The organism is Nocardiopsis gilva YIM 90087 (genome assembly GCF_002263495.1).
Taxonomy (GTDB): Bacteria; Actinomycetota; Actinomycetes; order Streptosporangiales; family Streptosporangiaceae; genus Nocardiopsis_C; species Nocardiopsis_C gilva.
Window position 1 is genome coordinate 2,730,995 of sequence record NZ_CP022753.1, and the last position, 24,649, is coordinate 2,755,643.

Consider the following 24,649-nt stretch of genomic DNA (forward strand, 5'->3'; position numbering starts at 1 on the left):
TTCCTTTATGGACTACCTGGTGCCGTCTGGTGTGGCACTTCGCCAATAAATCTTCGGTATACTTCCTTCTGTGGCTGCCAGCGAAGTACTTCCGTATACGCGTTCGGCATGATACCCGTGTCCACTCACGATTGTGCCCAGTACCTGCTCCTCGGCATCGCGCGGGTTTGTATAGTGTTCGCGGATGATGTGGGTGCACTCCCACATCGCGTTCTCTTCTTCACGAGTGGGGAAATGAATGTTCAACCCCAATTGTTGCGCATCTCGTCGGGTGATGGCATGGGAGTGACTATGGTACCCGGTGACGAGGTGGTCGATAACTCTCTGTCGCTCGTCTTCTGTCCAGTCGAGTCGCTGATGTGCTAGGAGTTCTGCAGCTATCGAGCGGACATTCATGTCGGCTCGGTAAAAGGCGCCCAGTGTGGCTGGAAAAAACCACTGGGAGAGTGCCCGGAATGTCTCGTTTTCTGACTCCGTGGGGCATATTGAGAACCATGTGCTTGCCATCTCCCGAAAGGCGCGAATTTCTTCGGTGGAGATTTTCTTGGGCATGTTCGCACTGGCTCCGCTTGCCGATATGTGCGGATCGATTGGACCGAGACGGGCCATGGGGCCGAGGGTCAGTTTGTGCGCGGCCAGGCAGAGCAGTGTTCCCGATGAGACCGAGTTGTCTGGAACCATGATGTTGAGCTCGTCGCAGAACTCGTACAGCAACAGAGCAATGCGTCTCGTTACATCTATCTCTCCGCCGTTCGTATAGAGGACCATATTTAGTTCGCGAGCACCTTTCATCGAGCGCAGGCACTCATACAGAAAATAGATGTCCGTATCACTGAACTCGTGTACGACGTATGCGATAACGGGACCGTTTCGCGAACGCTCGAGAGTGGAGAGAGCTTCGACGACCTGAGGTGGGATGCTCATGCGCCGCTACCTCTGATCAGCAGGGATGCCAGAGCATCGCACATCCTCAGCTCCGGCACAAGATGTTCGACGAACATGAATTGGCCTACCGGGTTGTTTTCGATGAATATATACCTGCCATCAGGCGTGAGAATTAGGTCAATAGCGCCGAAGAGAAGATCATAGCTCTGCACGAACTCCACACACAGCCGTTCGATGCCGTCCGGAAGCTTTGCCTTTCTATAGGGTATGTCCACGTCGAAGTGGCGGAAATCAACCTTCGTCTTGGGGTGCTCTTGGGAATGAATCGCTGCCGTGAACACCTCGTCGCCGATGACCGTGACTCGGAGCTCGACATCCTTCTCGATGTACTCTTGGAACAAACACGGCGCCTGGCTGACAGACTCCACGTGCTCCAGCTGATCCTCCGTGATCATCACTGTTGGAAGCTGAAGATCCGGAGGACGAACCCCCATCGCCCCGGCAGCTCCCATGATCGCTCCCGGGCCGGATATGCATTTGTAGATGATCTTTCCTGAGCACTGCTCATAGAACTGCTTCACACGTTCCGGATCGGTGGACACCAGCGTCCGGGGAGCTTCGAATCCCATGTTCTTGGCTCGGCCGAGCTGTTCGATCTTCCAGCTTGCGGCGCGAATTGCTGTGGGGTGACTGACCCAGCGACACGGGAGCGATGCCCACAGTCCACCTATCGCGTGATCGAGTTCGGCTGTCACGAACGCCTGTTCGTCATGCTCCATATCCGCCCCGGGATTATAGAATCCGGGACGTCGAACCAGGACGGAACGCACATCTTCGAAGCCAAGGAAGGATTGTTGGTCCGACCCGATCGAAATACCGCCAGTCCACCCTTCGCCATTGAGGGAGAGGTTGAAGGCAGTCGAACCGGGAATTTCATCGGTGTTCAACCGGATCGGGTCATGGCCCAAGCTGTGCAGTTTGCTGGCCATGACATCAGAGTGTGCGTCCGTTGAACTTGTGAAAATGACAACCCGGGAGTTGTCCATATCCTGCACCGCCAGTCAGCGTAAAACATCTCTCATGAGAAGTGCGGTGTGAATACCAGTGTATCCACACCGCACCCAACCGCTTGTTTCGCTGCGCAGCGTCACAGAGGCGGCATGCAACATTCTTCAACGGGGAGACAGTCAGCCACCACAGATAGGCGGACCCATGTCACTGAGCGAACGCTCGTAGGAGATCGGCCCAATGCCGAACGTCGTGCACAGGCGAACGTCGATCGCGCTCGCCTCAGACGTCCCAGTCCAAGAGGAGGCCTCGGGTTGCTGGGTGTCGTTTACAGAGATTTCACTTTCGCGCGAAGCGATGTTCATGCCAAACGGCGTAGCCATGTTTTCACCTCCTTTCCCGTGGATTGCGGCGTCAAGTTATCGAACTATCGCTAGATGTGCAATTAGCCCGAATCCATCGCCTCCACGTCGATCAGTTGACGCCCACTGCTGGTATCTAGTAATGGGGTATGGTTTTTGTCCTTCTCGGGGGTATATGGATGGTGCTGGACTTGCAGTAAGTTTGGGTGGTGGATAACAAATGTGCGGTATAGCGAGAGTCAAACTCTGGAAATAATTCTCTCGCGCACTGAGCATTCCCGGATTGTTGAGAGACTCCCGGTGTTGGTGCGGTCTGTGGCTCCGGGGAGTTCTGGGCGTCGTAGGCGGCGCCGTCCTCGACCGGTGGGACATTGCTGAGCTCACAGTGGAGCCGGGTGCCGGGGAGCTGCTCGCGTGCTCCACATTCTCACCAGCCGTTTCGACGTAGCCGGGTGACAGCGAACATGTCCCGCAGCGGAGCTGCGCGCCCAACGCCGCGGTCTGGTACACGTTGCTGGTCGACCCGTTGACCAAGCGGTCGCTGATCGTCGACCGCCACTGCCGAGGGCCCGTGTCCCCCAGCTGCGATCTAGGCTGGCGACTCCTGATACCTGTCGTGTTCGCAGTTGCCGACATGGCCGAAGGTCCTGTGAACGTCGATGAACAGCACGGAGTACCCATGACCGACACACCGCTCCTGAGTCGCATCCAACGCCGCCTGCACCCCGCCACGGCGCCCCTCCTCCTGGGTGCGGTCGGCATCGCCGGGGCGATCATGGTCCACTTCATCGACCCGCACGAGCCCGGGCACTACCCGACCTGCCCCTGGCTGATGATGACCGGGACGTTCTGCCCCGGCTGCGGCAGTATGCGGGCCATCAACGCGCTCACCAACCTCGACCTCACCGGCGCGCTGCGGATGAACGTCCTGACGATCGCGCTGCTTCCGGTGATGGCGTACTCCTACGCCAAGTGGGTGTACTACTCCTTCCGCCCGCCGACCGAGCACGTCAGGGCCGCACACCCCTTCTGGCTCTGGCTGTTCCTCGGGGTCATCCTGGCCTTCTGGGTGGTGCGCAATCTCCCGTTCGCCTCGGTCCTCGCACCGGGGTGACACACAGGGGAGGGCGGTGACGGCCCTCACCCGGAACACGGCTACGATCGAAGGCACAGGATCCCCGGTCCGCCTCGGCCCGAAAATGAGATCCTGTGCCTTTCGCGTACGAGCGCGGGCAACGGGGCACCGGCCCGGCCTCGCGCGTTCGATACATTCGGCCGTGCCCGGCCGAAAGATGTCCGGCTATTTGGAGGGGGCAGTCCCACGTGAGCGTGCTCGACGAGATCCTTGACGGGGTACGCGCCGATCTCGCGGAACGGCAGGCGGCCACGCCCCTCGAGCGGCTCAAGGAGATGGCGGGGTCCGTGCCCTGGCCGAAGGACGTCGTGGCGGCCCTCCGCAGCCCCGGTGTCCAGGTCATCGCCGAGGTCAAGCGCTCCAGCCCGTCCAAGGGATCCCTCGCCCCCATCGCCGACCCGGCCTCGCTCGCCCGCGACTACTCCGCCGGGGGCGCGTGCCTGATCAGCGTGCTGACCGAGCAGCGCCGCTTCAGCGGCAGCCTGGCCGACCTCGCGGCGGTGCGCGCCGCGGTCGACACCCCGCTGCTGCGCAAAGACTTCGTGGTCAGCTCCTACCAGCTGTGGGAGGCGCGGGTCCACGGCGCCGACGCGGTCCTGCTGATCGTCGCCGCCCTGGAGCAGGACGCCCTGGTCTCCCTGGTGGAGCGGGCCGAATCGCTGGGTCTGACCCCGCTGGTGGAGGTGCACGACGAGGACGAGGTCCAGCGCGCCCTCGACGCCGGCGCCACCGTCATCGGTGTCAACGCCCGCAACCTCAAGACCCTCGAAGTCGACCGCGGCACCTTCACCCGCCTCGCCCCGCTCATCCCCGACGACCGCATCCGGGTCGCCGAGTCCGGTGTCCGCGGCCCGCACGACCTGCTGGCCTACGCCAGCGCCGGGGCCGACGCCGTGCTCGTCGGGGAGAGCCTGGTGCGCGGCCGCAACCCGCGTGAAGCCGTCGCCGACCTGGTCACCGCGGGCGCTCACCCGGCACTGCGGGACCGGCACTGATGACCACGGTGACCATGTGTCCGCGACGGGGGATCGGCACCGACCGGCGGCCCGCCATGCCCGGGCGATGGCGCTAGGGAGCCCGACGCAGTAGTGGAAGTGCGGCACCCGCCCCTCCCTCCATCCTCGGGTTCCCGTCGCCTGCGGACCGACATCCGTCCATCGGTCGGTATGCCCGCGTCGGAAAACCGGCGTGCCGACCGCACTGATCCCGTGAGAGTCACCATGTCATCGACGCCATCGCCAACACCACCAACGCCAACACAGCCCCCGACGCCTGACGAACACGGGCACTACGGCCGCTTCGGCGGCCGGTTCAGCCCGGAGGCCATCGTCGCCGCTCTGGACGAGGTCGCGGCGGCCTGGGCCAAGGCCAAGGTGGACCCCGAGTACCAGGCCACCCTCCGCGAGCTGCTGAGCAGCTACACCGGGCGGCCCAGCCCGCTGACCGACGCCACGAAGTTCGCCGAGCACTGCGGGGGCGCCCGGATCCTCCTCAAGCGTGAGGACCTCAACCACACCGGGTCGCACAAGATCAACAACGTGCTCGGCCAGGCCCTGCTCGCCAAGCGCATGGGCAAGACGCGGATCATCGCCGAGACCGGCGCGGGCCAGCACGGCGTCGCCACCGCCACGGCCGCCGCCCTGCTCGGCCTGGACTGCGTCATCTACATGGGCGAGGAGGACACCCGCCGCCAGGCGCTCAACGTCGCCCGGATGCGGCTGCTCGGCGCCGAGGTCGTCTCCGTCACCATCGGCAGCCGTACCCTCAAGGACGCCGTCACCGAGGCGTTCCGCGACTGGGTGAGCAACGTCGAGAGCACCCACTACCTCTTCGGTACCGCCGCCGGGCCGCACCCGTTCCCCACGCTCGTGCGCGACCTGCACTACATCATCGGCGAAGAGGCCCGCGCCCAGGTGCTGGAGCTGGCCGGACGGCTGCCCGACGCCGTGGCCGCGTGCGTCGGCGGCGGCTCCAACGCGATCGGCATCTTCGCCGCCTTCATCCCCGACTCCGAGGTGCGCCTCTACGGATTCGAGGCGGGCGGCGACGGCGTGGACACCGGTCGGCACGCCGCCTCCATCACCGGGGGGTCCCCGGGTGTTTTCCAGGGCGCGCGGACCTATGTGATGCAGGACGAGCACGGCCAGACCATCCCGAGCCACTCCATCTCGGCGGGGCTCGACTACCCGGCGGTCGGCCCGGAACACGCCGCCCTCGCCGACAGCGGCCGCGCCACCTACGCCCCCATCACCGACGCCGAGGCGATGGAGGCCTTCCGGCTGCTGTGCCGGACCGAGGGCATCATTCCGGCCATCGAGAGCGCCCACGCGCTGGCCGGCGCCCGCAAGATCGGCGCGAAGCTCGGGCCGGACGCCATCGTGCTGGTCAACCTCTCCGGCCGGGGAGACAAGGACGTCGACACCGCCGCGACCTACTTCGGCCTCATCGACGAGCACAAGGAGCAGGCGTGACGACGACACCGACCACTCTTAGGGCCAAACTGGCCGAGGCCAAGGCCGTCGGCCGGGCCGCCCTCATCGGCTACCTCCCCGCCGGATTCCCCGATGTGGAGTCCTCCATCAAGGTCATCCAGGCCATGGTCGAGGGCGGCTGCGACGTGATCGAGGTCGGGCTGCCCTACTCCGACCCGATGATGGACGGCCCCACCATCCAGCGCGCCGCCGGGCGCGCCCTGGAGGCCGGGACCACCCCCGCCGACGTGCTGCGCGTGGTCACCGCGACCGCAGAGACGGGCGCGGCCGCACTCGTGATGTCCTACTGGAACCCCATCGAGTGCTACGGCCCCGGTCGGTTCGCCGCCGACCTGGCCGCCGCGGGCGGCTCCGGCGTCATCACGCCCGACCTGCTGCCTGAGGAAGCCGACGACTGGTTCGCCGCCACCGACGCGGCCGGGCTGGACCGCATCTTCCTGGTCGCCCAGTCCTCCAGCGAGCAGCGGCTGCGGCTCACCACCGGCGCGTGCCGCGGGTTCGTCTACGCGGCCTCGCGCATGGGCGTCACCGGCGCCCGCACCCGCCTGAGCGGCGGCGCCGAGAAGCTGGTGGCCCGGACCAGGGAGGCCGGGGGAGACCTGCCGGTCTGCGTCGGCCTGGGGATTTCGACCGGTGCCCAGGCGGCCGAGGTCGCGGGCTTCGCCGACGGGGTGATCGTCGGTGCCGGGTTCTGCCAGCGGATCCTCGACGCGCCCGACCTGGAGACGGGGCTGGGCGCGGTGCGCGCGTTCGCCGAGGACCTCGCCGTGGGGGTCCGATCCGCGGCCAGGTGACGCCGCCGACACGGCGCGGGTCCGGGTAAGAATCCGGTGTGAAGGCGGCCCCCTGTGAGAGATCGAAGGTCGTGCGCGGTGTCCGGTGGCTAGAGTGCGGGAGCACGGCCGCCGGACACACCGGGTTCCGACCCACTGCCCACGTGCGGTCACGCCGAGTAGGATCTGTCTCGGCATTCGGGCACGTCGTCGGCGTCGCCCGGGAAACGCGCAGATGAACCGTCTCCACCCCCCAGGGAAGTCGTCGTGGACACCGAAGCACAGCAGCCGTCGAGCCAGGACACCGGCGTGGACGGCGACCCGCCGTCCGATGCGGCGCCGCGGACCTCCGCCCTCACCCGCCACTGGCCCACGGTCCAACCGTGGGTCACGCTGGTCTGCCGCATCGCGCTGGCCGGGATCCTGGCTTTCGCCGCCTACACCAAACTGCCCCCGGCACTGTCGGTGCAGTCGGTCGAGGCCTACCAGCTGTTCTCTCCGGGCGTGGCCGAACTCATCGGCTACACGCTGCCGCTCATCGAGTTCGCGCTGGCGCTGCTGCTGCTCATCGGCCTGGCCACGCGGTACGTGGGCGGGGCGACGGCCCTTCTGATGCTCGTGTTCATCGCGGGCATCGTCTCGGCGTGGGCGCGCGGCCTGGCCATCGACTGCGGCTGCTTCGGCTCCGGGGGGCCGGTCGCCGAGGGCGAGACCGCCTACGGCCTGGACATCCTGCGCGATATCGGCTTCATCGCGCTGGCCGGTATCGTCATGATCTGGCCGCGCTCCCCGCTCGCGCTCGACCGGGTCTTCGGGTTGTACCGCTGACCCCGAGCGGGGTCGCACCGCATGCCTCCGGTCGGGGCGGTGTGCGGACCCGCCGGAAGGTCAGGCGGAACGCGGCCCGGTGCACTCGCGAACCGAGGACCGACAACCCGAACGGCATCCCCGGCTGGGCCGGGAAACGACATTTCCAGCGAAGAACGGTGAACGGCTGATGGGCAAGGCGGAGCGGCGCGCGTCCCGCGAACGACTCAAGCAGGAGCGCCTCAAGGCGCAGCAGCGAGCCAAACGCAACAGGATCCTCGGCGTCGTGGGGGCCGCGCTCGTCGTCGTCCTGGTGGTCGTGGGCGGCGGCTACTGGTACCTGACCTCCTCCAACACCGGCGACAAGCTGACCGCCGACCTTCCCCCGCAGACCCTGCAGCAGGACGGCAGCGTCGTGCTCGCGAAGGACGGCGCCAAGGCACCGGTCGTCGAGGTCTACGCGGACTTCCAGTGCCCGGCCTGCAAGCAGTTCGAGACCGCGGCCGGAAGTACGCTGCAGCAGCTGGCGGCCGACGGCCAGGCGATCGTCCACTACCGGCCCGTGAGCATCTTCGCCCAGCAGCAGGCCCCGATCAGCAGCAACTCGCTGCGGGCGGCCGCGGCGGCCCGGGCGGCGGCCGACTACGGCAAGTACGTGGAGTACAACGACGTCCTCTTCGAGAACCAGCCGGCCGAGGGCAGCCCCGGCTACTCGGTGGAGGACCTGATCTCGTGGGGTGAGGAGGTCGGCATCGACGACGCGGCCTTCGGCAAGCGGGTCGAGGCGGAGAACAAGATCGTCGACACCTACACCGGCGACTACACCCCGAAGCTGACGAAGAAGGCCAAGGACGAGCTGGGCATGGACAAGCTCTCCACGATGACCACGGGCGATCTGCTCGAATGGGGCGACGACAACGGCGTGGACAGCTCCTTCCTGGATGGCACCTACGTCAAGGAGACACTGGACGCGACCAACGCCGTCAACACCCGCTACACCGGCGACAACAAGTTCGAGGGCACGCCGTCCATCTACCTCAACGGAAGCAAGATGGGCAATGAGGCCTACAACCCGCAGCAGCTGAAGCAGGCCATCCTCGACGCGGACCCCGGCGAGGTGCAGTCCAAGCCGCTGGCCTCCGACGAGGGAGCGCAGCCCGAATCCGAGGCGTCGAAGTCCGCGGAGCCCGAGTCCGACGACGCCCCCACGACCGACGAGTCCCCCGAAGCCAAGGAATAGAACCGCCCCATGTACTACGCGGCCATCCCGAGCCCGACGGTGAACTCCATTCCCATCGGGCCGCTGACCATCCACTTCTACGCCCTGTGCATCCTGGCGGGCGTCATCGCCGCCGTGTACTGGAGCGAGCGCCGGTGGGCCGCCATGGGCGGCGAGAAGGGCACCATCATGGACCTCGCGGTCCCGGCGGTGCTCCTGGGGCTCGTCGGCGGCCGCCTCTACCATGTGATCTCCGACTACCAGCTGTACTTCGGGCCGGGCCGGGAGCCCATCAGGGCGCTCTACATCTGGGAGGGCGGCCTCGGCATCTGGGCGCGGTCCCGCTGGGGCGCTGGGTGTGTGGTGGGTGGCACGCCGCCGTGGCCTGTCGATGTCGAAGCTGTCCTTTGCCATCGCCCCGACCATCCCGCTGGGCCAGGCGTTCGGGCGTTGGGGGAACTACTTCAACCAGGAGCTCTTCGGCGCCCCCACCGACCTGCCGTGGGCGCTCGAGATCTCCCCCTACCCCAACGGCGTACTGCGCCCGGGCATGGAACCGGGGGTGTTCACCTACCACCCCACCTTCCTGTACGAGTCGCTGTGGAACCTCGCCCTGGCCGTCTTCCTCGCCTGGATCGGCCGGAGGCTGGCCGACGAGCTCGGCGGCGGACGGCTCTTCGCGCTGTACATCATGGGCTACTGTGTGGGTCGGTTCTGGATCGAGTACCTGCGCGTCGACCCCGCCAACGAGATCCTGGGCTTCCGCCTGAACAACTGGACCTCGATCCTGGTGTTCCTCGGTGCCCTCGCTTACTTCGTGTGGGCCGGTCGGCGGCTCGACCGGTTCTCGACGCGCGTCGTCCCCGTGGGGCACGACGTCGGCACCCAGGTGTTCGACACCGACCCCGCCTCCTCGGGCGAGCGGAGCTCCGCGGCCGACAGCGATTCGGACACAGGGGAGTCGACCGAGACGAGTACGGGGGACGACGAGGCCGCCTCCGGAACCACCAACGGCAAGGGGCCGCAACGCGATACATAGACCGCGCCAGGCCCGCCGCCGCACGCCGTAGACGTCGTGCGGTGGCGGGCCGCGCTGAACGGGTGAGTACGTACACGTGAGTAGATCCGACTCCGCCGGCCGCAAGGGCCGCCGCCGGTCGCGACGCGCCGCACCGGACGATCACGTCCAGGACGGCCACGACCAGGGCGGCGCCGTCGATGTGGCCGACGACGCCTCCGCTGCTGACGATTACGAGTACGACCCGGCGGCCGGCGCCGCCGACGACGGCGACGGCGACGGCGAGAACGCCCAGCGCGGCCGCGCCGGTGCGGGGCGCGGCCGCAGATCCGCCGCGAAGAAGGGCGCCAAGGCCGGACGCGGCCGCCGCAGCGCCGGAAGTCCCGACCCCGTCTCCAAGTTCTCCGCCTCCGCGCTGAAGCGCGTCAGTGTCCTGGGGGACCGCCCCAACCAGGTCGTCTACACCCTCGCCGAACAGAGCCAGCGCAAGCGCGGCTCGGTCGTGCTCGGCACCCTGCTCGCCCTGTGCGGTGTGGCGCTCGTCTCCCTCCTGGGTGTCCTCATCGTCCAGCTCGTCAGGGGCGAAACCATCGGCGGCTACGGCGACGGCGCCAACGCCATCGTCGAACCCCCCAAGGGCCACTCCACCCTCGTGCCGCGCCTTTACCAGGGCCAGACCGAGAGCACCGACGTCTTCGCCCCGATCGCCGAGCGCCCCAAGGACGCCGAGCCCCTGAAGGAGAAAGAGGTCTTCGCCGACGCGGAGAAGCTCAGCCTGAAGGACTATGAGCTGCTCCTGGACGACTCCGAGGTCACCGACACCTGCACGGCGGTCGTGTGGGGCGAACAGCTGCAGCAGGCGCTCGTCGACGGATCCTGCGGGTCGGCGGCGCGCGGCGTGTACCAGGACCAGAACAAGAAGTTCGTGGCGCAGTTCACGCTCTTCGACATGTCCGACGCCGAAGCGGCCGGAAAGGTCGCCACGGCGCTCGACATCAACGACCCCACGAACACCGAGCCCGGGTTCCTGCTGCCGCTCGACGACGACATCAAGGGCCTGCACGAGGGCTACAGCCAGGCGACAGCCCAGGTCATGGGCCACTACCTGGCGGTGTTCTGGGTGGCCCGCGCCGACGGCTCCGACCCCGGGGACGACGACAGCATGGCGACGCTGAACGTGGCCGCCATGGAGGCGGGGGTGTACGTCTTGGAGGAGGTCAAGGCCGCCAAGGAGCAGGAGGGGTGAGCGGCGTCCGCGCTCGCCCCTGCGCAGGCTAGGATTTGCGCACCCGCGGCGGAGCCGACCCGCCCCGGCCCTGCGTCCCCCAACCGACCCGGGAGAACCCCTCTCCCGTGAGCTTTCCGAGAGGTTCTGGTGTCTTCTTCTGAATCGTCCGTGCCTGGTGGTCGTGGCCGGCGGAGGAAAAACGACGACGCCGAGGCCATCGCGGGCCTCGTCGCCGACCCGCGGCGCCCCGAAGGCGCGCCGGGAGAAGACGGAGACACCCCTCCTCGGCCCCCGCGGCCCAAGGGGTCGCGGCGCAAGCGCCCGGAGTCCGCGCCGAAGAAGTCCTTCGGGCGAGCGCTGCCCCTCCTCCTCGGGGCCCTGGGCATCGCCGTGATCGCCTTGGTCGTCGTCCTCGTCATCCAGTTCCTGCCGGGGGCCGCGGCCGCGCCGGAGCAGACCCGTCCGGTCTCCTACACCGTCATCGGTTCCGGCGACAGCCTCAACAATGCGCTGGCCTCCCAGGACGTGGACAGCCGCCCGCTCAACGAGCACGAGGTCTTCCGCAACGAGGAGATCTCCAGCCAGGGCATCACCTTCAAACTGGCCGACCAGACGCTCACCGAGGACTGCGCGGAGCTGGTGTGGGGCGATGACCTGAAGAAGGCCCTGAAGGGCGCGGGCTGCACCCAGGCCGCGCGCGGCTCGTACGTCGCCGACGACTACGTCGGACTGGCCGTCCTGTTCAACCTGTCCGACACCGACGGCTCCCAGGCCGTGGCCGATGCCATGGAGCTCCCGGACGACCCCGACTCCGACGCGGGCGGCTTCCTGCTCACCGGAGCGGACGACGGCGACATCGCCGCTCTGGGCGCCGGATACAACGAGGCGGAGGCCACGGTCAGCGGCCACTACCTGCTGGTGACCTGGGCCCAGCCGAAGGACTCGACGTCCACGGAGGAGAAGGAGAGCCTCTCCTCCCCGCTCATCGCCCTGAGCTCCTTCCGCGACCTGCTCTTCCGCCGGATGACCCAGCTGGAGGAGTTCGCCGAGCACCAGGGCGGAACCAGCGGCGCGGGCACCGACACGGGCACGGGTGGCGGCGCAGGGGCCGGGACCGGCGCGGGCACTGGGACCGGCGCCGGTACGGGCGCGGACCCCGCCGCCGGGCAGCCGGCCGGATAACCGCACTGCGGCGTTTCACGCCCGCCCCCGTTGATCTCGGGGATATCGACCGAATGTCGCCGACTATTCGGTCGATATCCCCGAGATCAACGGGGAAGTCGATGACACCGCCGTCACGCGGCAGATTCGGCCACCAGGCGATCGGCGACATCCCGCAGCTCGCCACAGCGATGCCCGGGCAGATCCAGCAGCGTGTGTCCGGGCAGCCAGGGCGCCGACGCGGCCACGCGGGTCCGCGCCCCCTTCTTGTTCAGCGGGCGGCCCAGGTGGGCGGTGACGGCGACGAGCCCTTCGCGCAGCGTGCTCGTGAGCCGTCCATGGGCCCGGTCCTGGCAGTGCCACAGCAGGCGCTGTCCAGCCGACGCCTCGGCGTCCAGGTCCCGGGCGCTGGCGACGACGACGGTCGTGCGCGGGCCGGGGACCCCACGCAGGAAGCGCACGGTATAGCGGGGTTCGAGCCGGGCGCGCAGGGCCTTCTGCCCCGCTTCGTCCCGCACGGCGTCGGCCGAGGACGGCACGACGACGTGCGCCTCGCTCGCGGAGGCGGCCAGGATCACACGGTCCAGCAGGGCCTCCCAGCCGCCCGTCAGGTTGACCGCCACGCGATCGCCCGGCGTGGGGGAGTCCAGCCAGGTCGACAGCCGTACCTTGCGGACGCCGTCGGGCACCGCGCCCTGCGGCCAGTCGCCCACGACCGTGTCCACGCGGTCCGCCGCACCGTCGCCCACGGCACGCTCCAGCACCGAGCGGGCGTCCTCGGGAGGCAGAGCTGAGGCGGCCTCCTTGGCGTTGGCGCCCTGGCTGTAGATCCGTGCCGCCTCGGCCCCGCCGGCGTCGCCGGTGGGGGTGCGGGACGTGGGGCGCAGCACGTACAGGTCACTGGCCGCGCCGATCGCCTCGGCGCCCAGGTAGCGGTTGAAGTCCGGCCAGATCGCCTCGGAGAGCAGGCTCATCCGCGCCAGGCGGGACTGGGTCTTGGCGGCGAGCGCGGGCGTGGTCGCACTCGCCCCGTAGGCGACGAGGATCCGCCCGCGGCGCGGGTCGGCCAGCCCCTCCAGCCCCCGACGCGCGAACAGCTCGACCCCCTCCGGGGTGTAGGGCGGATCGGTGAAGACGAGGTCGGCCCGCCCCCGCACCGCCTCCGGCAGGCCCAGCCGCAGATCGGCGAAGTGGCACCGCACCGCCAACCCGAGCCGTTCCGCGGCGGCGTCGATGTAGGCCAGCATGCGCTCGTCGATGTCCACGACGACGGCCTCGGTGTCCTTGCACACCAGCGTGGTGGCCAGCGACGTCAGGTCGTGGTCGCCGACGCACAGCAGCCGCGTACCGGGTAGCGCGAAGCGCGTCGCCAGGAAGACACCGCGCCGCAGCGCCGTGCGCGCACTCGCGGCGACGTGATCGAGGTCGACGCGCGACGCGGGCGCCTCCGCGACCAGCCGCTCCAGCTCGGCGGCGGCCTCACCGTGCCCGTCCAGCAGATGGCCCACCGGATCGGCCAGCCTCGGTCGGCCGAAGCCCGCGTACCGGCCGGGGGAGCGCAGCCGCACGCGCGGCTCGCGCTCGGCGGCCGCATCCCACTCGACCTCCTCGCCGAGCGCCTCCAGCACCCGCTCGACCAGGCGGTGGGCCACCCCGGTCTCCCGCACGAGGTCGCGGGCGCTCCACCAGCCCCCACCCGCGAGGGCGGCGAGGACATCATGCAGACGCGCGGCATCGGCGCCCTGCTCACCGAGCAGGTCCGACAGTTCTCCCGAATGATCGATCACGCCCCCGATCATCCCACGGCGCTGACCACGCCCGAGGACGTCGTGCGCCCCATGCCCCTGGCGCGATCACGCGGATCCCTCGGGCGAAGCGGACCGAATCGGAGGCCGTCTCGCGGCCACCGGCGCAAGAGGCGGGGAACCGTGGTCTACTGAGGTCTGCTGGGTCGTCCGTGGCGCCGCGACGCGAGGGGCGCGGGTGGCGCAGTGGGAGCGGTGTGGCGTATCTCGCACACGCCTGTCGGTCGGGGGCGGGGGAGGGGCGCGGTCCAGCGTCTCCCGGCGGTGCCACGTCGGCCCTTCAGCACCTCTGTGATCAGCAAGGATGCCGTGGTGAGCGGAGCCCGATCGGGTTCATGCCGGGCGTGTAAATCCCGCGTTATGTGGCGCGTTCGGGTTGCTTTCAATAAGTTTGATGATGTTTGCGAATCCCAGGGCGTGGAAAGATTCGCGTTGGTCGCACCATGGCGGTGCCGACCAGCCGCGCGTGATCCGCGCTAGGCGATGTACACACGTACGCCGCCACAACCACCCCGCAGTGTGGCGGCGGTTGGTCTAGACCTCCGAGTGGCATCGGGGCTGGGCCACGATGTATAACCTGAGTTACCGCGAAGTTTCGCGACCGCCCGGTCGAACACCGGTTACCACGAGGATGTGAACGCAGGTCCGGCTCTTGCCGTCTGTGGAACCGGTGCCGGGCGGTCTTTCACAATGCACACCGCAGCAGGGCCAATGTCGTCCCGGATGCGCTTTTCACGAAGCCCAGACGTTAGACGACAGGAGGGTAGATGCCTGCTGGCCAGGTGCAGCGTTCGTCTGTCCGACCGAACGCCGAGACCACCCCCAAGGGCCTGTACGACAGCACCTACGAGCACGACGCCTGCGGTGTCGGGTTCGTCGCCGATCTCTCCGGCCGTCGCAGCCACGACATTGTCGAGAAGGCGCTCACCGTACTGCGCAACCTCGACCACCGCGGTGCCGCCGGCGCCGACCCCGACGACGGTGACGGCGCCGGGATCCTCACCCAGATCCCGGACGAGCTGTACCGCGAGGTCTGCGACTTCGAGCTGCCCGCCGCGGGCGCCTACGCCGCCGGCATCGGCTTCCTCCCCGCCGACGCCGCCGAGCGCGCCGACGTCGTCGCCACGATCAACGCCATCGTCGCCGACGAGGGCCTGGTCGTCCTGGGCTGGCGTGACCTCCCCGTCGAACCCCGCTACTGCGGCCCGGCCGCGCGCGAGGTCATGCCGTTCTTCGGCCAGCTCTTCCTGGCCGGACGCCCCGGCACCCCCACCGAGGGACTGACCGGCATCGACCTGGAGCGCTACGCCTACTGCGTCCGCAAGCGCGCCGAGCACGAGACCGGCGTGTACTTCCCGAGCCTGTCCCCCCGCACCATCGCCTACAAGGGCATGCTCACCACCCCGCAGCTGGAGCCGTTCTTCCCCGACCTGTCCGACCGGCGCTACGCCTCCGGCCTGGCCCTGGTCCACTCCCGGTTCTCCACCAACACCTTCCCGTCCTGGCCGCTGGCCCACCCGTTCCGCTACGTCGCCCACAACGGTGAGATCAACACCGTCCGCGGCAACCGGAACATGATGCGCGCCCGCGAGGCCAAGCTCGCCAGCGACCTCCTCCCCGGCGACCTGGACCGGATCTTCCCGATCGTCGACCCCGAGGACTCCGACACCGCGTCCTTCGACGCCGCGCTGGAGCTCCTGCACCTCGGCGGCCGCTCGCTGCCGCACGCGGTGCTGATGATGATCCCCGAGCCCTGGGAGAACCACACCGAGATGGACCCGCAGGTGCGGGCCTTCTACGAGTTCCACTCCATGCTCATGGAGCCCTGGGACGGCCCCGCCTCGGTGTCCTTCACCGACGGCAGCGTCGTCGGCGCCGTCCTCGACCGCAACGGCCTGCGCCCCGGCCGGTACTGGGTCACCGACGACGGCCTCGTCGTCCTGGCCAGCGAGGCCGGCGTCCTCGACATCGACCCCGCATCGATCGTGCGCAAGGGCCGCCTGCAGCCCGGACGCATCTTCGTCGTCGACACCGCCCAGGGCCGCATCATCGAGGACGAGGAGCTCAAGGCCGAACTCGCCGCCGAGCACCCGTATGCCGAGTGGCTGGCCGAGGGCGTCGTCGACCTCTCCGACCTGCCCGCCGCCGAGCCCGCCGAGATCACCGACCTCAACCGGGCCCAGCAGACCTTCGGGTACACCGAGGAAGAACTCCGCGTCATCCTCACCCCGATGGCCCGCACCGGCGCCGAGCCCATCGGCTCCATGGGCACCGACACCCCCGTCGCCGCCCTGTCCAGCCGCTCCCGGCAGCTGTTCGACTACTTCTCGCAGCACTTCGCGCAGGTAACCAACCCGCCGCTGGACGCCATCCGCGAGGAGATGGTGACCAGCCTGGGCACCACCCTGGGCGCCGAGGACAACGTCCTGACCCCCGAGCCGGTCGACTGCCGCCGCCTCACCCTGCCCACGCCGGTCATCGACGACGCCGAGCTCGCCGCGATCGTCGCGGCCGGGCAGCCCGGCGGCAACCCGGCCTTCCGCGTGTTCACCGTCGAGGGCACCTACCCCGTCGACGGCGGGGGCGACGCGCTGTCGGCCCGTCTCGACGAGATCTGCGCCGAGGTGTCGCGCGCCATCGCCGACGGTGCGCACATCATCGTGCTCAGCGACCGCGGATCCGGCGCCGACCGCGCCCCGATCCCGTCGCTGCTGCTCACCGGCGCCGTCCACCACCACCTCGTGCGGGACAAGACCCGCACCGACGTCGGACTGGTCGTGGAGGCCGGCGACGTGCGCGAGTGCCACCACGTCGCGCTCCTGCTGGGCTACGGCGCCTCCGCCGTCAACCCTTACCTCGCCCTGGGCACCGTGCGCGACATGGTCGCCCGCGGCGTCATCGGCGGCATCGAGGCCGACGCGGCGGTGCGCAACACCGTCAAGGCGTTCGGCAAGGGCGTCCTGAAGGTCATGTCCAAGATCGGCGTGTCCACGGTGAGCTCCTACACCGGCGCGCAGATCTTCGAGGCGCTGGGTCTGGGCCAGGAGGTCATCGACCGCTGCTTCACCGGCACCACCTCCAAGCTCGGCGGCGTCGGCTTCGGCGTGCTCGCCGAAGAGGTCCGGATGCGGCACGCGACCGCCTACTCCGCCAACCCCGCCGACCACCGGCGGCTGGCCATCGGCGGCGAGTACCAGTGGCGCCGCGAGGGCGAGCCCCACCTGTTCAGCCCCGAGACCGTCTTCAAGCTGCAGCACTCCACCCGCAGCCGCCGCTACGACATCTTCAAGGAGTACACCTCCAAGATCGACGACCAGGCCCAGGACCTGATGACCCTGCGCGGCCTGTTCCGGCTCAAGGAGGGCGTGCGCCAGCCGGTGCCGATCGAGGAGGTCGAGCCGGCCTCCGAGATCGTCAAGCGCTTCTCCACCGGTGCCATGTCGTATGGCTCCATCTCGGCTGAGGCGCACGAGACGCTGGCCATCGCCATGAACCGGCTCGGCGGCAAGTCCAACACCGGCGAGGGCGGCGAGGACCCCGACCGCTTCACCGCCGACCCCAACGGCGACCTGCGGCGCAGCGCCATCAAGCAGGTGGCCTCGGGCCGGTTCGGCGTGACCTCGCACTACCTCACCAACGCCGACGACATCCAGATCAAGATGGCCCAGGGCGCCAAGCCCGGCGAGGGCGGCCAGCTCCCCGGCCACAAGGTCTATCCGTGGGTCGCCGACACCCGGCACTCCACGCCCGGCGTCGGCCTCATCTCGCCGCCGCCCCACCACGACATCTACTCCATCGAGGACCTCGCCCAGCTCATCCACGACCTGAAGAACGCCAACCCGCAGGCCCGGGTGCACGTCAAGCTGGTCTCGGAGGCGGGCGTGGGCACGGTGGCCGCCGGTGTCTCCAAGGCGCACGCCGACGTCGTGCTCATCTCCGGGCACGACGGCGGCACCGGCGCCTCGCCGCTGACCTCGCTCAAGCACGCGGGCACCCCCTGGGAGCTGGGCCTGGCCGAGACGCAGCAGACCCTGCTGCTCAACGGGCTGCGCGACCGCATCGTCGTGCAGGCCGACGGGCAGATGAAGACCGGCCGCGACGTCGTCGTCGCCGCCCTCCTCGGCGCCGAGGAGTACGGCTTCGCCACGGCGCCGCTGGTCGTCTCCGGCTGCGTCATGATGCGCGTGTGCCACCTGGACACCTGCCCCGTCGGCGTGGCCACGCAGAACCCCGCGCTGCGCGAGCGGTTCTCCGGCAAGGCCGAGTTCGTGGTCAACTTCTTCGAGTTCATCGCCGAAGAGGTGCGCGAGTACCTGGCGGCGCTGGGCTTCCGCTCGCTGGACGAGGCCATCGGCGCCGTCGACCTGCTCGACACCACCGAGGCCGTCGAGCACTGGAAGGCCGCGGGCCTCGACCTCGCGCCGATCCTGCACGAGGTGGAGCCCTGGGCCGACGACCACCGCCACCAGGTGCGCGGCCAGGACCACGGGCTGGAGAAGGCCCTGGACAACACGCTCATCCAGCTCTCCGAGGGCGCTCTGGACTACCGGGAGCCGCTCAAGCTGGAGCTGCCGGTGCGCAACGTCAACCGGACGGTCGGCACGATGCTCGGCCACGAGGTCTCCAAGCGCTACGGCGCCGAGGGCCTGCCCGAGAACACCATCGACATCGCCTTCACCGGATCGGCCGGCCAGTCGTTCGGCGCGTTCGTGCCGCGCGGCATCACCCTGCGTCTCACCGGCGACGCCAACGACTACGTCGGCAAGGGGCTCTCAGGCGGACGCATCATCGTCCGGCCGCCCGAGGACGTGTCCTTCGCCCCCGAGGAGCAGATCATCGCCGGAAACGTCATCGCCTACGGCGCGACGTCGGGCGAGGTGTTCCTGCGCGGCATCGTCGGCGAGCGGTTCTGCGTGCGCAACTCCGGCGCGCTGGCCGTCGCCGAGGGCGTGGGCGACCACGGCTGCGAGTACATGACCGGGGGGCGCGCCGTCGTCCTCGGCCGCACCGGGCGCAACTTCGCGGCCGGAATGTCCGGCGGCATCGCCTACGTGCTCGACCTCGACAGCGAGCGGGTCAACGGCGAGATGGTCGACATCGAGCCGCTCGACGGCGCCGACCGCGAGTTCCTGCGCGACGTGCTGGAGCGGCACCACGCCGAGACCGGCTCGGGTGTCGCGCGGAACCTGCTCGGCGACTTCGACACGGCCGCGGGGCGGTTCGCCAAGGTCATGCCCCGCGACTACAAGCGGGTGCTGCTCGCCCAGGCCGCCGCCGAACGCGACGGCCGCGACGTCAACGAGGCCGTCATGGCCTCCGCGCAGTCCTAGTCAGCGCCTACGAAAGGAGGGAAACCACAGATGGCTGACCCGAAGGGCTTCCTCAAGATCACCGAGCGGGAGCTGCCCGCCCACCGCCCGGTCGACGTTCGGATCCAGGACTGGCGCGAGGTCTATGCGGACTTCGACCGCGCCACGGTGACCAAGCAGGCGTCGCGCTGCATGGACTGCGGCATCCCGTTCTGCCACAACGGCTGCCCGCTGGGCAACCTCATCCCCGAGTGGAACGACCTCGTCTACCGGCACGACTGGGGCGAGGCCATCGAGCGCCTGCACGCCACCAACAACTTCCCCGAGTTCACCGGGCGGCTGTGCCCCGCCCCGTGTGAGTCGGCGTGCGTGCTGGGCATCAACCAGCCGGCCGTGACCATCAAGAACGTCGAGGTCTCGATCATCGACCGGGCCTGGGAGGAGGGCTGGGTCCGCCCCCAGCCGCCCGAGGTGCGCACCGGCAAGAAGGTCGCGGTCGTCGGCTCCGGCCCGGCCGGGCTCGCCGCCGCCCAGCAGCTCACCCGCGCCGGCCACGACGTGACCGTCTTCGAGCGCGCCGACCGCATCGGCGGGCTGCTGCGCTACGGCATCCCCGAGTTCAAGATGGAGAAGCGGCACGTCGACCGCCGGGTCGCGCAGATGACCGCCGAGGGCACCGAGTTCCGCACCGGGGTCAACGTCGGCGTGGACATCACGGTCGAGCAGCTGCGCGCCGAGCACGACGCGGTGCTGCTCGCCGGCGGCGCCACCGCCTGGCGCGACCTGCCCGTCCCGGGCCGCGAGCTCGACGGCGTCCACCAGGCGATGGAGTACCTGCCGCAGGCCAACCGGGTGCAGCAGGGCGACATCGAGCGGCCCGCCATCACCGCCGAGGGCAAGCACGTCATCGTGATCGGCGGCGGCGACACCGGCGCCGACTGCGTGGGCACCGCGCACCGGCAGGGGGCCGCCTCGGTCACCCAGCTGGAGATCATGCCCAAGCCCCCGGTGAACCGGCCCGACTCCCAGCCGTGGCCGACCATGCCGATGCTGTACAAGGTCACCAGCGCGCACGAGGAGGGCGGTAAGCGGATCTACTCCGTGAACACCGTGGAGTTCCTCGGCGACGAGCAGGGCCGCGTGCGCGCGCTGAAGCTCGTCGACGTCAAGCGCACCGACAAGGGCTTCGAGCCGGTCGAGGGCACGGAGCGGGAGATCCCGGCCGAGCTCGTCACGCTCGCCATGGGCTTCGTCGGCCCGGAGAAGGAGGGCATGATCGAGGCGCTGGGCGTCGAGCTCGACGGGCGCGGCAACGTCGTCCGCGCCGACGACTACGCGACCACCGTCGACGGCGTGTTCTGCGCCGGTGACATGGGCCGCGGGCAGTCGCTCATCGTCTGGGCGATCGCCGAGGGCCGCTCCGCGGCCGCCGGTGTCGACCGCTACCTGACCGAGCAGACCGCCCTGCCGGTGGCCATCCCGCCCACGGAGCGGCCGCTGGTGTAGCGCGTCAGCGCGAAGCACAGCGTGGCGGGGGCCGTCGCCCGGGGCGACAGCCCCCGCTTCCGTTGCCGGGCCTGTCGGGCGCGATCACGGCCGCATAGCCTGAAGCCATGGCCTACCGAGTACTCGGTGAGACGGCGATGCTGCTGCACTTCGCCTTCCTGGTCTATGTCACGCTCGGGGGGTTCCTCGCCTGGCGGTGGCCCCGGCTCATCTGGCCGCACTTCGTGTGCGCCGGGTACGGGATCCTGATCACGCTCATCGGCTGGCCGTGTCCGCTGACCGGTGTCGAGGACTGGGCGCGGGAGAAGGCCGGCCAGGAGGGGCTGGCCGGGTCGGGCTTCATCGACCACTACCTCACCGGGGTCATCTACCCCGAGCAGTACCTGGACGCGGTGCGGTTCGGCGTGGGGGTCCTCATCTTCGTCGCGTGGACCGGCGTGCTTCTCCTGCAACGTCGGCGATCCGCGACGGCCCATGCCAGGTGAGAGGTCCACAAGACGCGTTAAGAACGCGTGAGAATCTTCCGTGCAGAATGTCCGATTATTGCCGGAGTGGCGCCATCGACCTGGGCAAACGGTGACATATGGCGTACCTCACGGAGGTTTCAACCGGGCACTGCGGGCGTACCTTCGAAATATGAGCTTATTGACCATGGAAGACCTCCGAGCAGCAGAGCACTTCATCTCCCGCACCGCACGGCTGATCGACCGGCACCGCTTCGCGTTCCACTTCTCCAGTGGGCCGGCCGCCCCGATCCTGTCGGCCCTGGAGTCCTACCGGAACGTCGACGGTGGCTATGGCAATGGGCTGGACCCCGACCTGAGAGGTCACGGCAGCCAGCCCATCGCTGTGGAAACCGCCCTGCGCTATCTCGACGAGCTCGGCTCCATCGGCCGCGACACCGCCGCCGACATCTGCAAGTACCTCACCCGCGTCACCCACAGCAACGGCGGCGTCCCCAGCGTCCTGCCCAGCGTCCGGCACACCGAGGCCGCCCCCTGGTGGCGCGAGGCCGACGACTTCGCCGGAGCGCTCGCCCCCACCGCCTCCATCGTCGGCATCCTGCACAAGCACCACGACCCCCACCCCTGGCGGGACCGGGCCACCTCCTTCTGCTGGACCCGCATCGTCGGAATCAACTGGACCGACCCCATTGAAGCCATGGGGATCTGCACCTTCCTGCAGAACGCGCCCAACCGCACCCGCGCCAACGCCGAGCTCGACCGGCTCGCACCGATGATCCGCGCCGTCGTCGAACTCGACCCCGACGCCACCGGCCACGTCCACACGCCCCTCGACCTCGCGCCCAGCCCCGACCACATCGCCCGCCGCCTGTTCACCGATGCTGAGATCGACAAGCACCTCGACGCCCTGCTGGCCCAGCAGGCCGACGACGGCGGCTGGCCGATCAACTGGGAGAGCTGGGCCGACACCGCCACCAACGAGTGGCGCGGCATCATCACCATCCAGCGGCTGCTCACCCTGCGCGCCTACGGCCGCATCGGCAGCTCCGTCCCCGCCCCGATACAGGCCTGACCCGCCCGCACACCGGCGGTCGGCGCGACCGGGCATCCCGGAACCGGCCGACCGCCGCCCCGTGTGATCACACCCCCCGACCGGCCGCATCCGGCCGACCCAGCGTCAGCACCCGCACCCCCGAACCGGCCAGCGCCTCCGGCCCCGGATCACCCGGCAGCACCCGCCCCGTCGCGGCCCGCACCGCCGTCATGGTCGGCACCCCCGGATCTCCCTCGCCGAACAGCAACCGCGCCACCACATCCAGCGCCTCCGGCGACGTCCACGGATCGCGCCCCAGCGCATCCGCCAGGTCCAGGCCGTGCAACGCCAGCTCCACCACGCGCGTCACCAGGAAATCGGTGAGCAGCATCGCATCGCCGTGCCGCGTCAGCACCACCCGGTCCGACGCCTCCTTCGCCAACCGCGGCTCCAGCTCCCGCCACACGCCCTCGCAGACGCGCCCCATCTCACCCGCGTCCGACCGGCGCGCCGCCGCCTCCACGGCGCCCGAAACCCGCTCCTCGTCCGTCTCCGCGGACATCCGCCCATCCGGCGTGTAGTACCCCGCCGCGTCCACCAGCGCCCGCTCCGGCGCCACCTCATCCAACATCGACGCCACCCGGTGCAGCGCACCCACCGTGTGCACCGCCAGCGCCGCCACATCCCACGGCGCGCACCGCGTCGGCCGCACCACCTCCTCCTCCGTCAACCCCAGCAGCACCCCCGTCACCCGGGACGCCTCGGCGCGCAGCGCCGCCATCACATCAGCCCGTTGCCACTCAGCCATGCGGCGGAAGCTACCGCCCCACCCCCGCCGGCCACGCAGCGGGGGACAGGAGTTCGCCGGAACACCAGCTCACCGACGCTCAGTCGCAACCTGGTTTAGACCACCTGGGTCCGGAATAGTCGTAGAGTTGCAACGTGACACGTCGAGCAAAAATCGTCGCGACCCTCGGCCCAGCAACCTCGAGCCCGGAGACCCTCCGCGCGCTTGTTGACGCCGGGCTGGACGTAGCGCGACTCAATCTCAGCCACGGAACATACGAAGACCACCGCAACAACTACGAGAACGTACGCGCCGCGGCCGAAGCCGCCGGACGCAGCGTCGGGATCCTCGCCGACCTCCAAGGACCCAAAATCCGCGTCGGCACCTTCGCCGACGGCCCGGTCGAGCTCGCCCCCGGCGACGAGTTCACCGTCACCATCGACGACGTCCCCGGCGACGCCCGCCGGGTCTCCACGACCTACAAGGGCCTGCCCAGCGACGTCCGCCCCGGTGACCGCGTCCTCATCGACGACGGCCGCGTCGTGCTGGAGTGCACCAAGACCACCAGCGCCGACGTCCACACCCGCGTCATCATCGGCGGCCCCGTCTCCAACAACAAGGGGCTCAACCTCCCCGGCGTCTCCGTCAGCGTCCCGGCCCTCACCGACAAGGACGAGGCCGACCTCCGCTGGGCCCTCCGACAGGGCGTCGACATCGTCGCCCTGTCCTTCGTGCGCAGCCCCGCCGACGCCGACGAGTGCTTCCGCATCATGGACGAGGTCGGCGTCCGCGTCCCGCTCATCGCCAAGATCGAGAAGCCCCAGGCGGTCGAGCGCCTCCAGGACATCATCGAGGTCTTCGACGGCGTCATGGTCGCCCGCGGCGACCTCGGCGTCGAACTGCCCCTTGAAAACGTCCCCATGGTGCAGAAACGCGCCATCGAGCGCTGCCGGGACAAGGCCAAGCCGGTCATCGTCGCCACCCAGATGCTGGAATCCATGATCAGCTCGCCCCGGCCCACCCGCGCCGAGGCCTCCGACGTCGCCAACGCCGTCCTCGACGGCGCCGACGCGGTCATGCTGTCCGGCGAGACCAGCGTCGGCGAGTACCCGATCGAGACCGTGCAGACCATGGCCCGCATCGTCGCCGCCGCCGAGCAGGAGTCGCTGCGCGCCTCGCACATCCTGCAACGGGTGCCGGAGACCACCGGCGGGTCCATCGCCCGCGCCGCCGCCGAGGTGGGCGCCACCATCGGGGCCAGGGCCCTGGTCGCCTTCACCATGTCCGGCGAGACCGCGCGCCGCCTGGCCCGCTACCGCTCGCCCATCCCACTGATGGCCTTCACCACGGAGTCCTCCACGCGCGCGCAGCTCTGCCTCACCTGGGGCGTCGAGACGCACTGCGTGCCGTGGGTCGACCACACCGACGCCATGGTCGCCCAGGTCGAGAGCGAACTCCTGGAGATGGGCGCCTACAACAAGGGCGACAAGATCGTCATCGTCGCCGGCAGCCCGCCCGGAACCCCCGGTTCCACCAACTCGCTGCGCGTCCACCGCCTCGGTGACGCCATCGCGCATGGCCAGTAGTCCATGAGCACCCACCCGGACCCGGCCGCGGGGCGTCGCGGGGCCGCCCTCCGGCCGGGTCCGTGGGCGCG

General features: G+C 69.4%; 18 protein-coding genes and 1 pseudogene. 14 read left to right on the forward strand and 5 right to left on the reverse strand.

The window, feature by feature from the left end:
* Positions 1 to 12: 12 nt before the first annotated feature.
* From CDO52_RS12430 to CDO52_RS12440, 3 genes are all read right to left on the reverse strand, one after another.
* Positions 13 to 924: an SDH family Clp fold serine proteinase gene (locus CDO52_RS12430; RefSeq protein WP_083919686.1), complete on the reverse strand. Its 912-nt coding sequence runs from the start codon at positions 922 to 924 to the stop codon at positions 13 to 15.
* Complete coding sequence (locus CDO52_RS27400; protein ID WP_033299146.1) at positions 921 to 1,931, reverse strand: ATP-grasp domain-containing protein; 1,011 nt, start codon at positions 1,929 to 1,931, stop codon at positions 921 to 923. Before CDO52_RS27400 ends, CDO52_RS12430 begins: the two co-directional genes overlap by 4 nt.
* A 141-nt stretch (positions 1,932 to 2,072) precedes the next feature.
* Entirely contained in the window at positions 2,073 to 2,276 is a 204-nt protein-coding gene (locus CDO52_RS12440; RefSeq protein ID WP_094932398.1) for a hypothetical protein, read from the reverse strand.
* A gap of 658 nt (positions 2,277 to 2,934) precedes the next feature.
* Here CDO52_RS12440 and CDO52_RS12445 point away from each other — a divergent pair.
* The 9 genes and pseudogenes from CDO52_RS12445 to CDO52_RS12485 all read left to right on the forward strand — a co-directional run bounded on the left by CDO52_RS12445 (position 2,935) and on the right by CDO52_RS12485 (position 12,109).
* The gene (locus tag CDO52_RS12445) at positions 2,935 to 3,369 is read left to right on the forward strand and encodes a DUF2752 domain-containing protein (RefSeq protein WP_017616916.1); all 435 of its coding nucleotides are present in this window, start codon (positions 2,935 to 2,937) and stop codon (positions 3,367 to 3,369) included.
* A gap of 209 nt (positions 3,370 to 3,578) precedes the next feature.
* Entirely contained in the window at positions 3,579 to 4,385 is an 807-nt protein-coding gene (trpC, locus tag CDO52_RS12450) for an indole-3-glycerol phosphate synthase TrpC (RefSeq protein ID WP_017616915.1), read from the forward strand.
* Positions 4,386 to 4,610: 225 nt separating this feature from the next.
* A complete protein-coding gene (gene trpB / locus CDO52_RS12455; protein WP_051060636.1) occupies positions 4,611 to 5,861 on the forward strand; it encodes a tryptophan synthase subunit beta in 1,251 nt (416 codons plus the stop codon).
* A complete protein-coding gene (gene trpA / locus CDO52_RS12460; protein WP_017616913.1) occupies positions 5,858 to 6,676 on the forward strand; it encodes a tryptophan synthase subunit alpha in 819 nt (272 codons plus the stop codon). The genes trpB and trpA overlap by 4 nt, the downstream gene beginning before the upstream one ends.
* 288 nt (positions 6,677 to 6,964) lie before the next feature.
* Positions 6,965 to 7,483: a MauE/DoxX family redox-associated membrane protein gene (locus CDO52_RS12465; protein WP_051060637.1), complete on the forward strand. Its 519-nt coding sequence runs from the start codon at positions 6,965 to 6,967 to the stop codon at positions 7,481 to 7,483.
* A 169-nt stretch (positions 7,484 to 7,652) separates the two neighbouring features.
* Complete coding sequence (locus tag CDO52_RS12470) at positions 7,653 to 8,702, forward strand: DsbA family protein (protein WP_017616911.1); 1,050 nt, start codon at positions 7,653 to 7,655, stop codon at positions 8,700 to 8,702.
* Positions 8,703 to 8,711: 9 nt separating this feature from the next.
* Positions 8,712 to 9,720, forward strand: a pseudogene (gene lgt / locus CDO52_RS12475) (prolipoprotein diacylglyceryl transferase).
* A 76-nt stretch (positions 9,721 to 9,796) separates the two neighbouring features.
* Entirely contained in the window at positions 9,797 to 10,945 is a 1,149-nt protein-coding gene (locus CDO52_RS12480; RefSeq protein WP_017616910.1) for a hypothetical protein, read from the forward strand.
* Positions 10,946 to 11,095: 150 nt separating this feature from the next.
* Positions 11,096 to 12,109, forward strand: a complete 1,014-nt coding sequence (locus tag CDO52_RS12485; protein WP_017616909.1) for a hypothetical protein — start codon at positions 11,096 to 11,098, stop codon at positions 12,107 to 12,109.
* 113 nt (positions 12,110 to 12,222) lie between these two features.
* On the opposite strand, the gene CDO52_RS12490 is transcribed toward CDO52_RS12485, so the two are convergent.
* Positions 12,223 to 13,887: a bis-aminopropyl spermidine synthase family protein gene (locus CDO52_RS12490; protein ID WP_017616908.1), complete on the reverse strand. Its 1,665-nt coding sequence runs from the start codon at positions 13,885 to 13,887 to the stop codon at positions 12,223 to 12,225.
* Between the two features lie 773 nt (positions 13,888 to 14,660).
* Between CDO52_RS12490 and gltB the strand changes: the two genes are divergently transcribed.
* The 4 genes from gltB to CDO52_RS12510 all read left to right on the forward strand — a co-directional run bounded on the left by gltB (position 14,661) and on the right by CDO52_RS12510 (position 22,244).
* On the forward strand, positions 14,661 to 19,223 hold the full coding sequence (gene gltB / locus CDO52_RS12495) for a glutamate synthase large subunit (RefSeq protein WP_094932399.1): 4,563 nt from the start codon (positions 14,661 to 14,663) through the stop codon (positions 19,221 to 19,223).
* 30 nt (positions 19,224 to 19,253) lie between these two features.
* Positions 19,254 to 20,708, forward strand: a complete 1,455-nt coding sequence (locus tag CDO52_RS12500) for a glutamate synthase subunit beta (RefSeq protein ID WP_094932400.1) — start codon at positions 19,254 to 19,256, stop codon at positions 20,706 to 20,708.
* 107 nt (positions 20,709 to 20,815) lie between these two features.
* A complete protein-coding gene (locus tag CDO52_RS12505) occupies positions 20,816 to 21,193 on the forward strand; it encodes a DUF2784 domain-containing protein (protein ID WP_017616906.1) in 378 nt (125 codons plus the stop codon).
* 160 nt (positions 21,194 to 21,353) lie between these two features.
* Positions 21,354 to 22,244, forward strand: a complete 891-nt coding sequence (locus tag CDO52_RS12510) for a prenyltransferase (RefSeq protein ID WP_094932401.1) — start codon at positions 21,354 to 21,356, stop codon at positions 22,242 to 22,244.
* A 67-nt stretch (positions 22,245 to 22,311) separates the two neighbouring features.
* On the opposite strand, the gene CDO52_RS12515 is transcribed toward CDO52_RS12510, so the two are convergent.
* Positions 22,312 to 23,013 carry a maleylpyruvate isomerase family mycothiol-dependent enzyme gene (locus tag CDO52_RS12515; RefSeq protein ID WP_083919685.1) on the reverse strand — a complete coding sequence of 234 codons (702 nt, stop codon included), beginning with the start codon at positions 23,011 to 23,013 and terminating at the stop codon, positions 22,312 to 22,314.
* Between the two features lie 134 nt (positions 23,014 to 23,147).
* Here CDO52_RS12515 and pyk point away from each other — a divergent pair, with 134 nt between their 5' ends.
* Complete coding sequence (gene pyk / locus CDO52_RS12520) at positions 23,148 to 24,578, forward strand: pyruvate kinase (RefSeq protein WP_017616905.1); 1,431 nt, start codon at positions 23,148 to 23,150, stop codon at positions 24,576 to 24,578.
* Positions 24,579 to 24,649 lie beyond the last annotated feature (71 nt).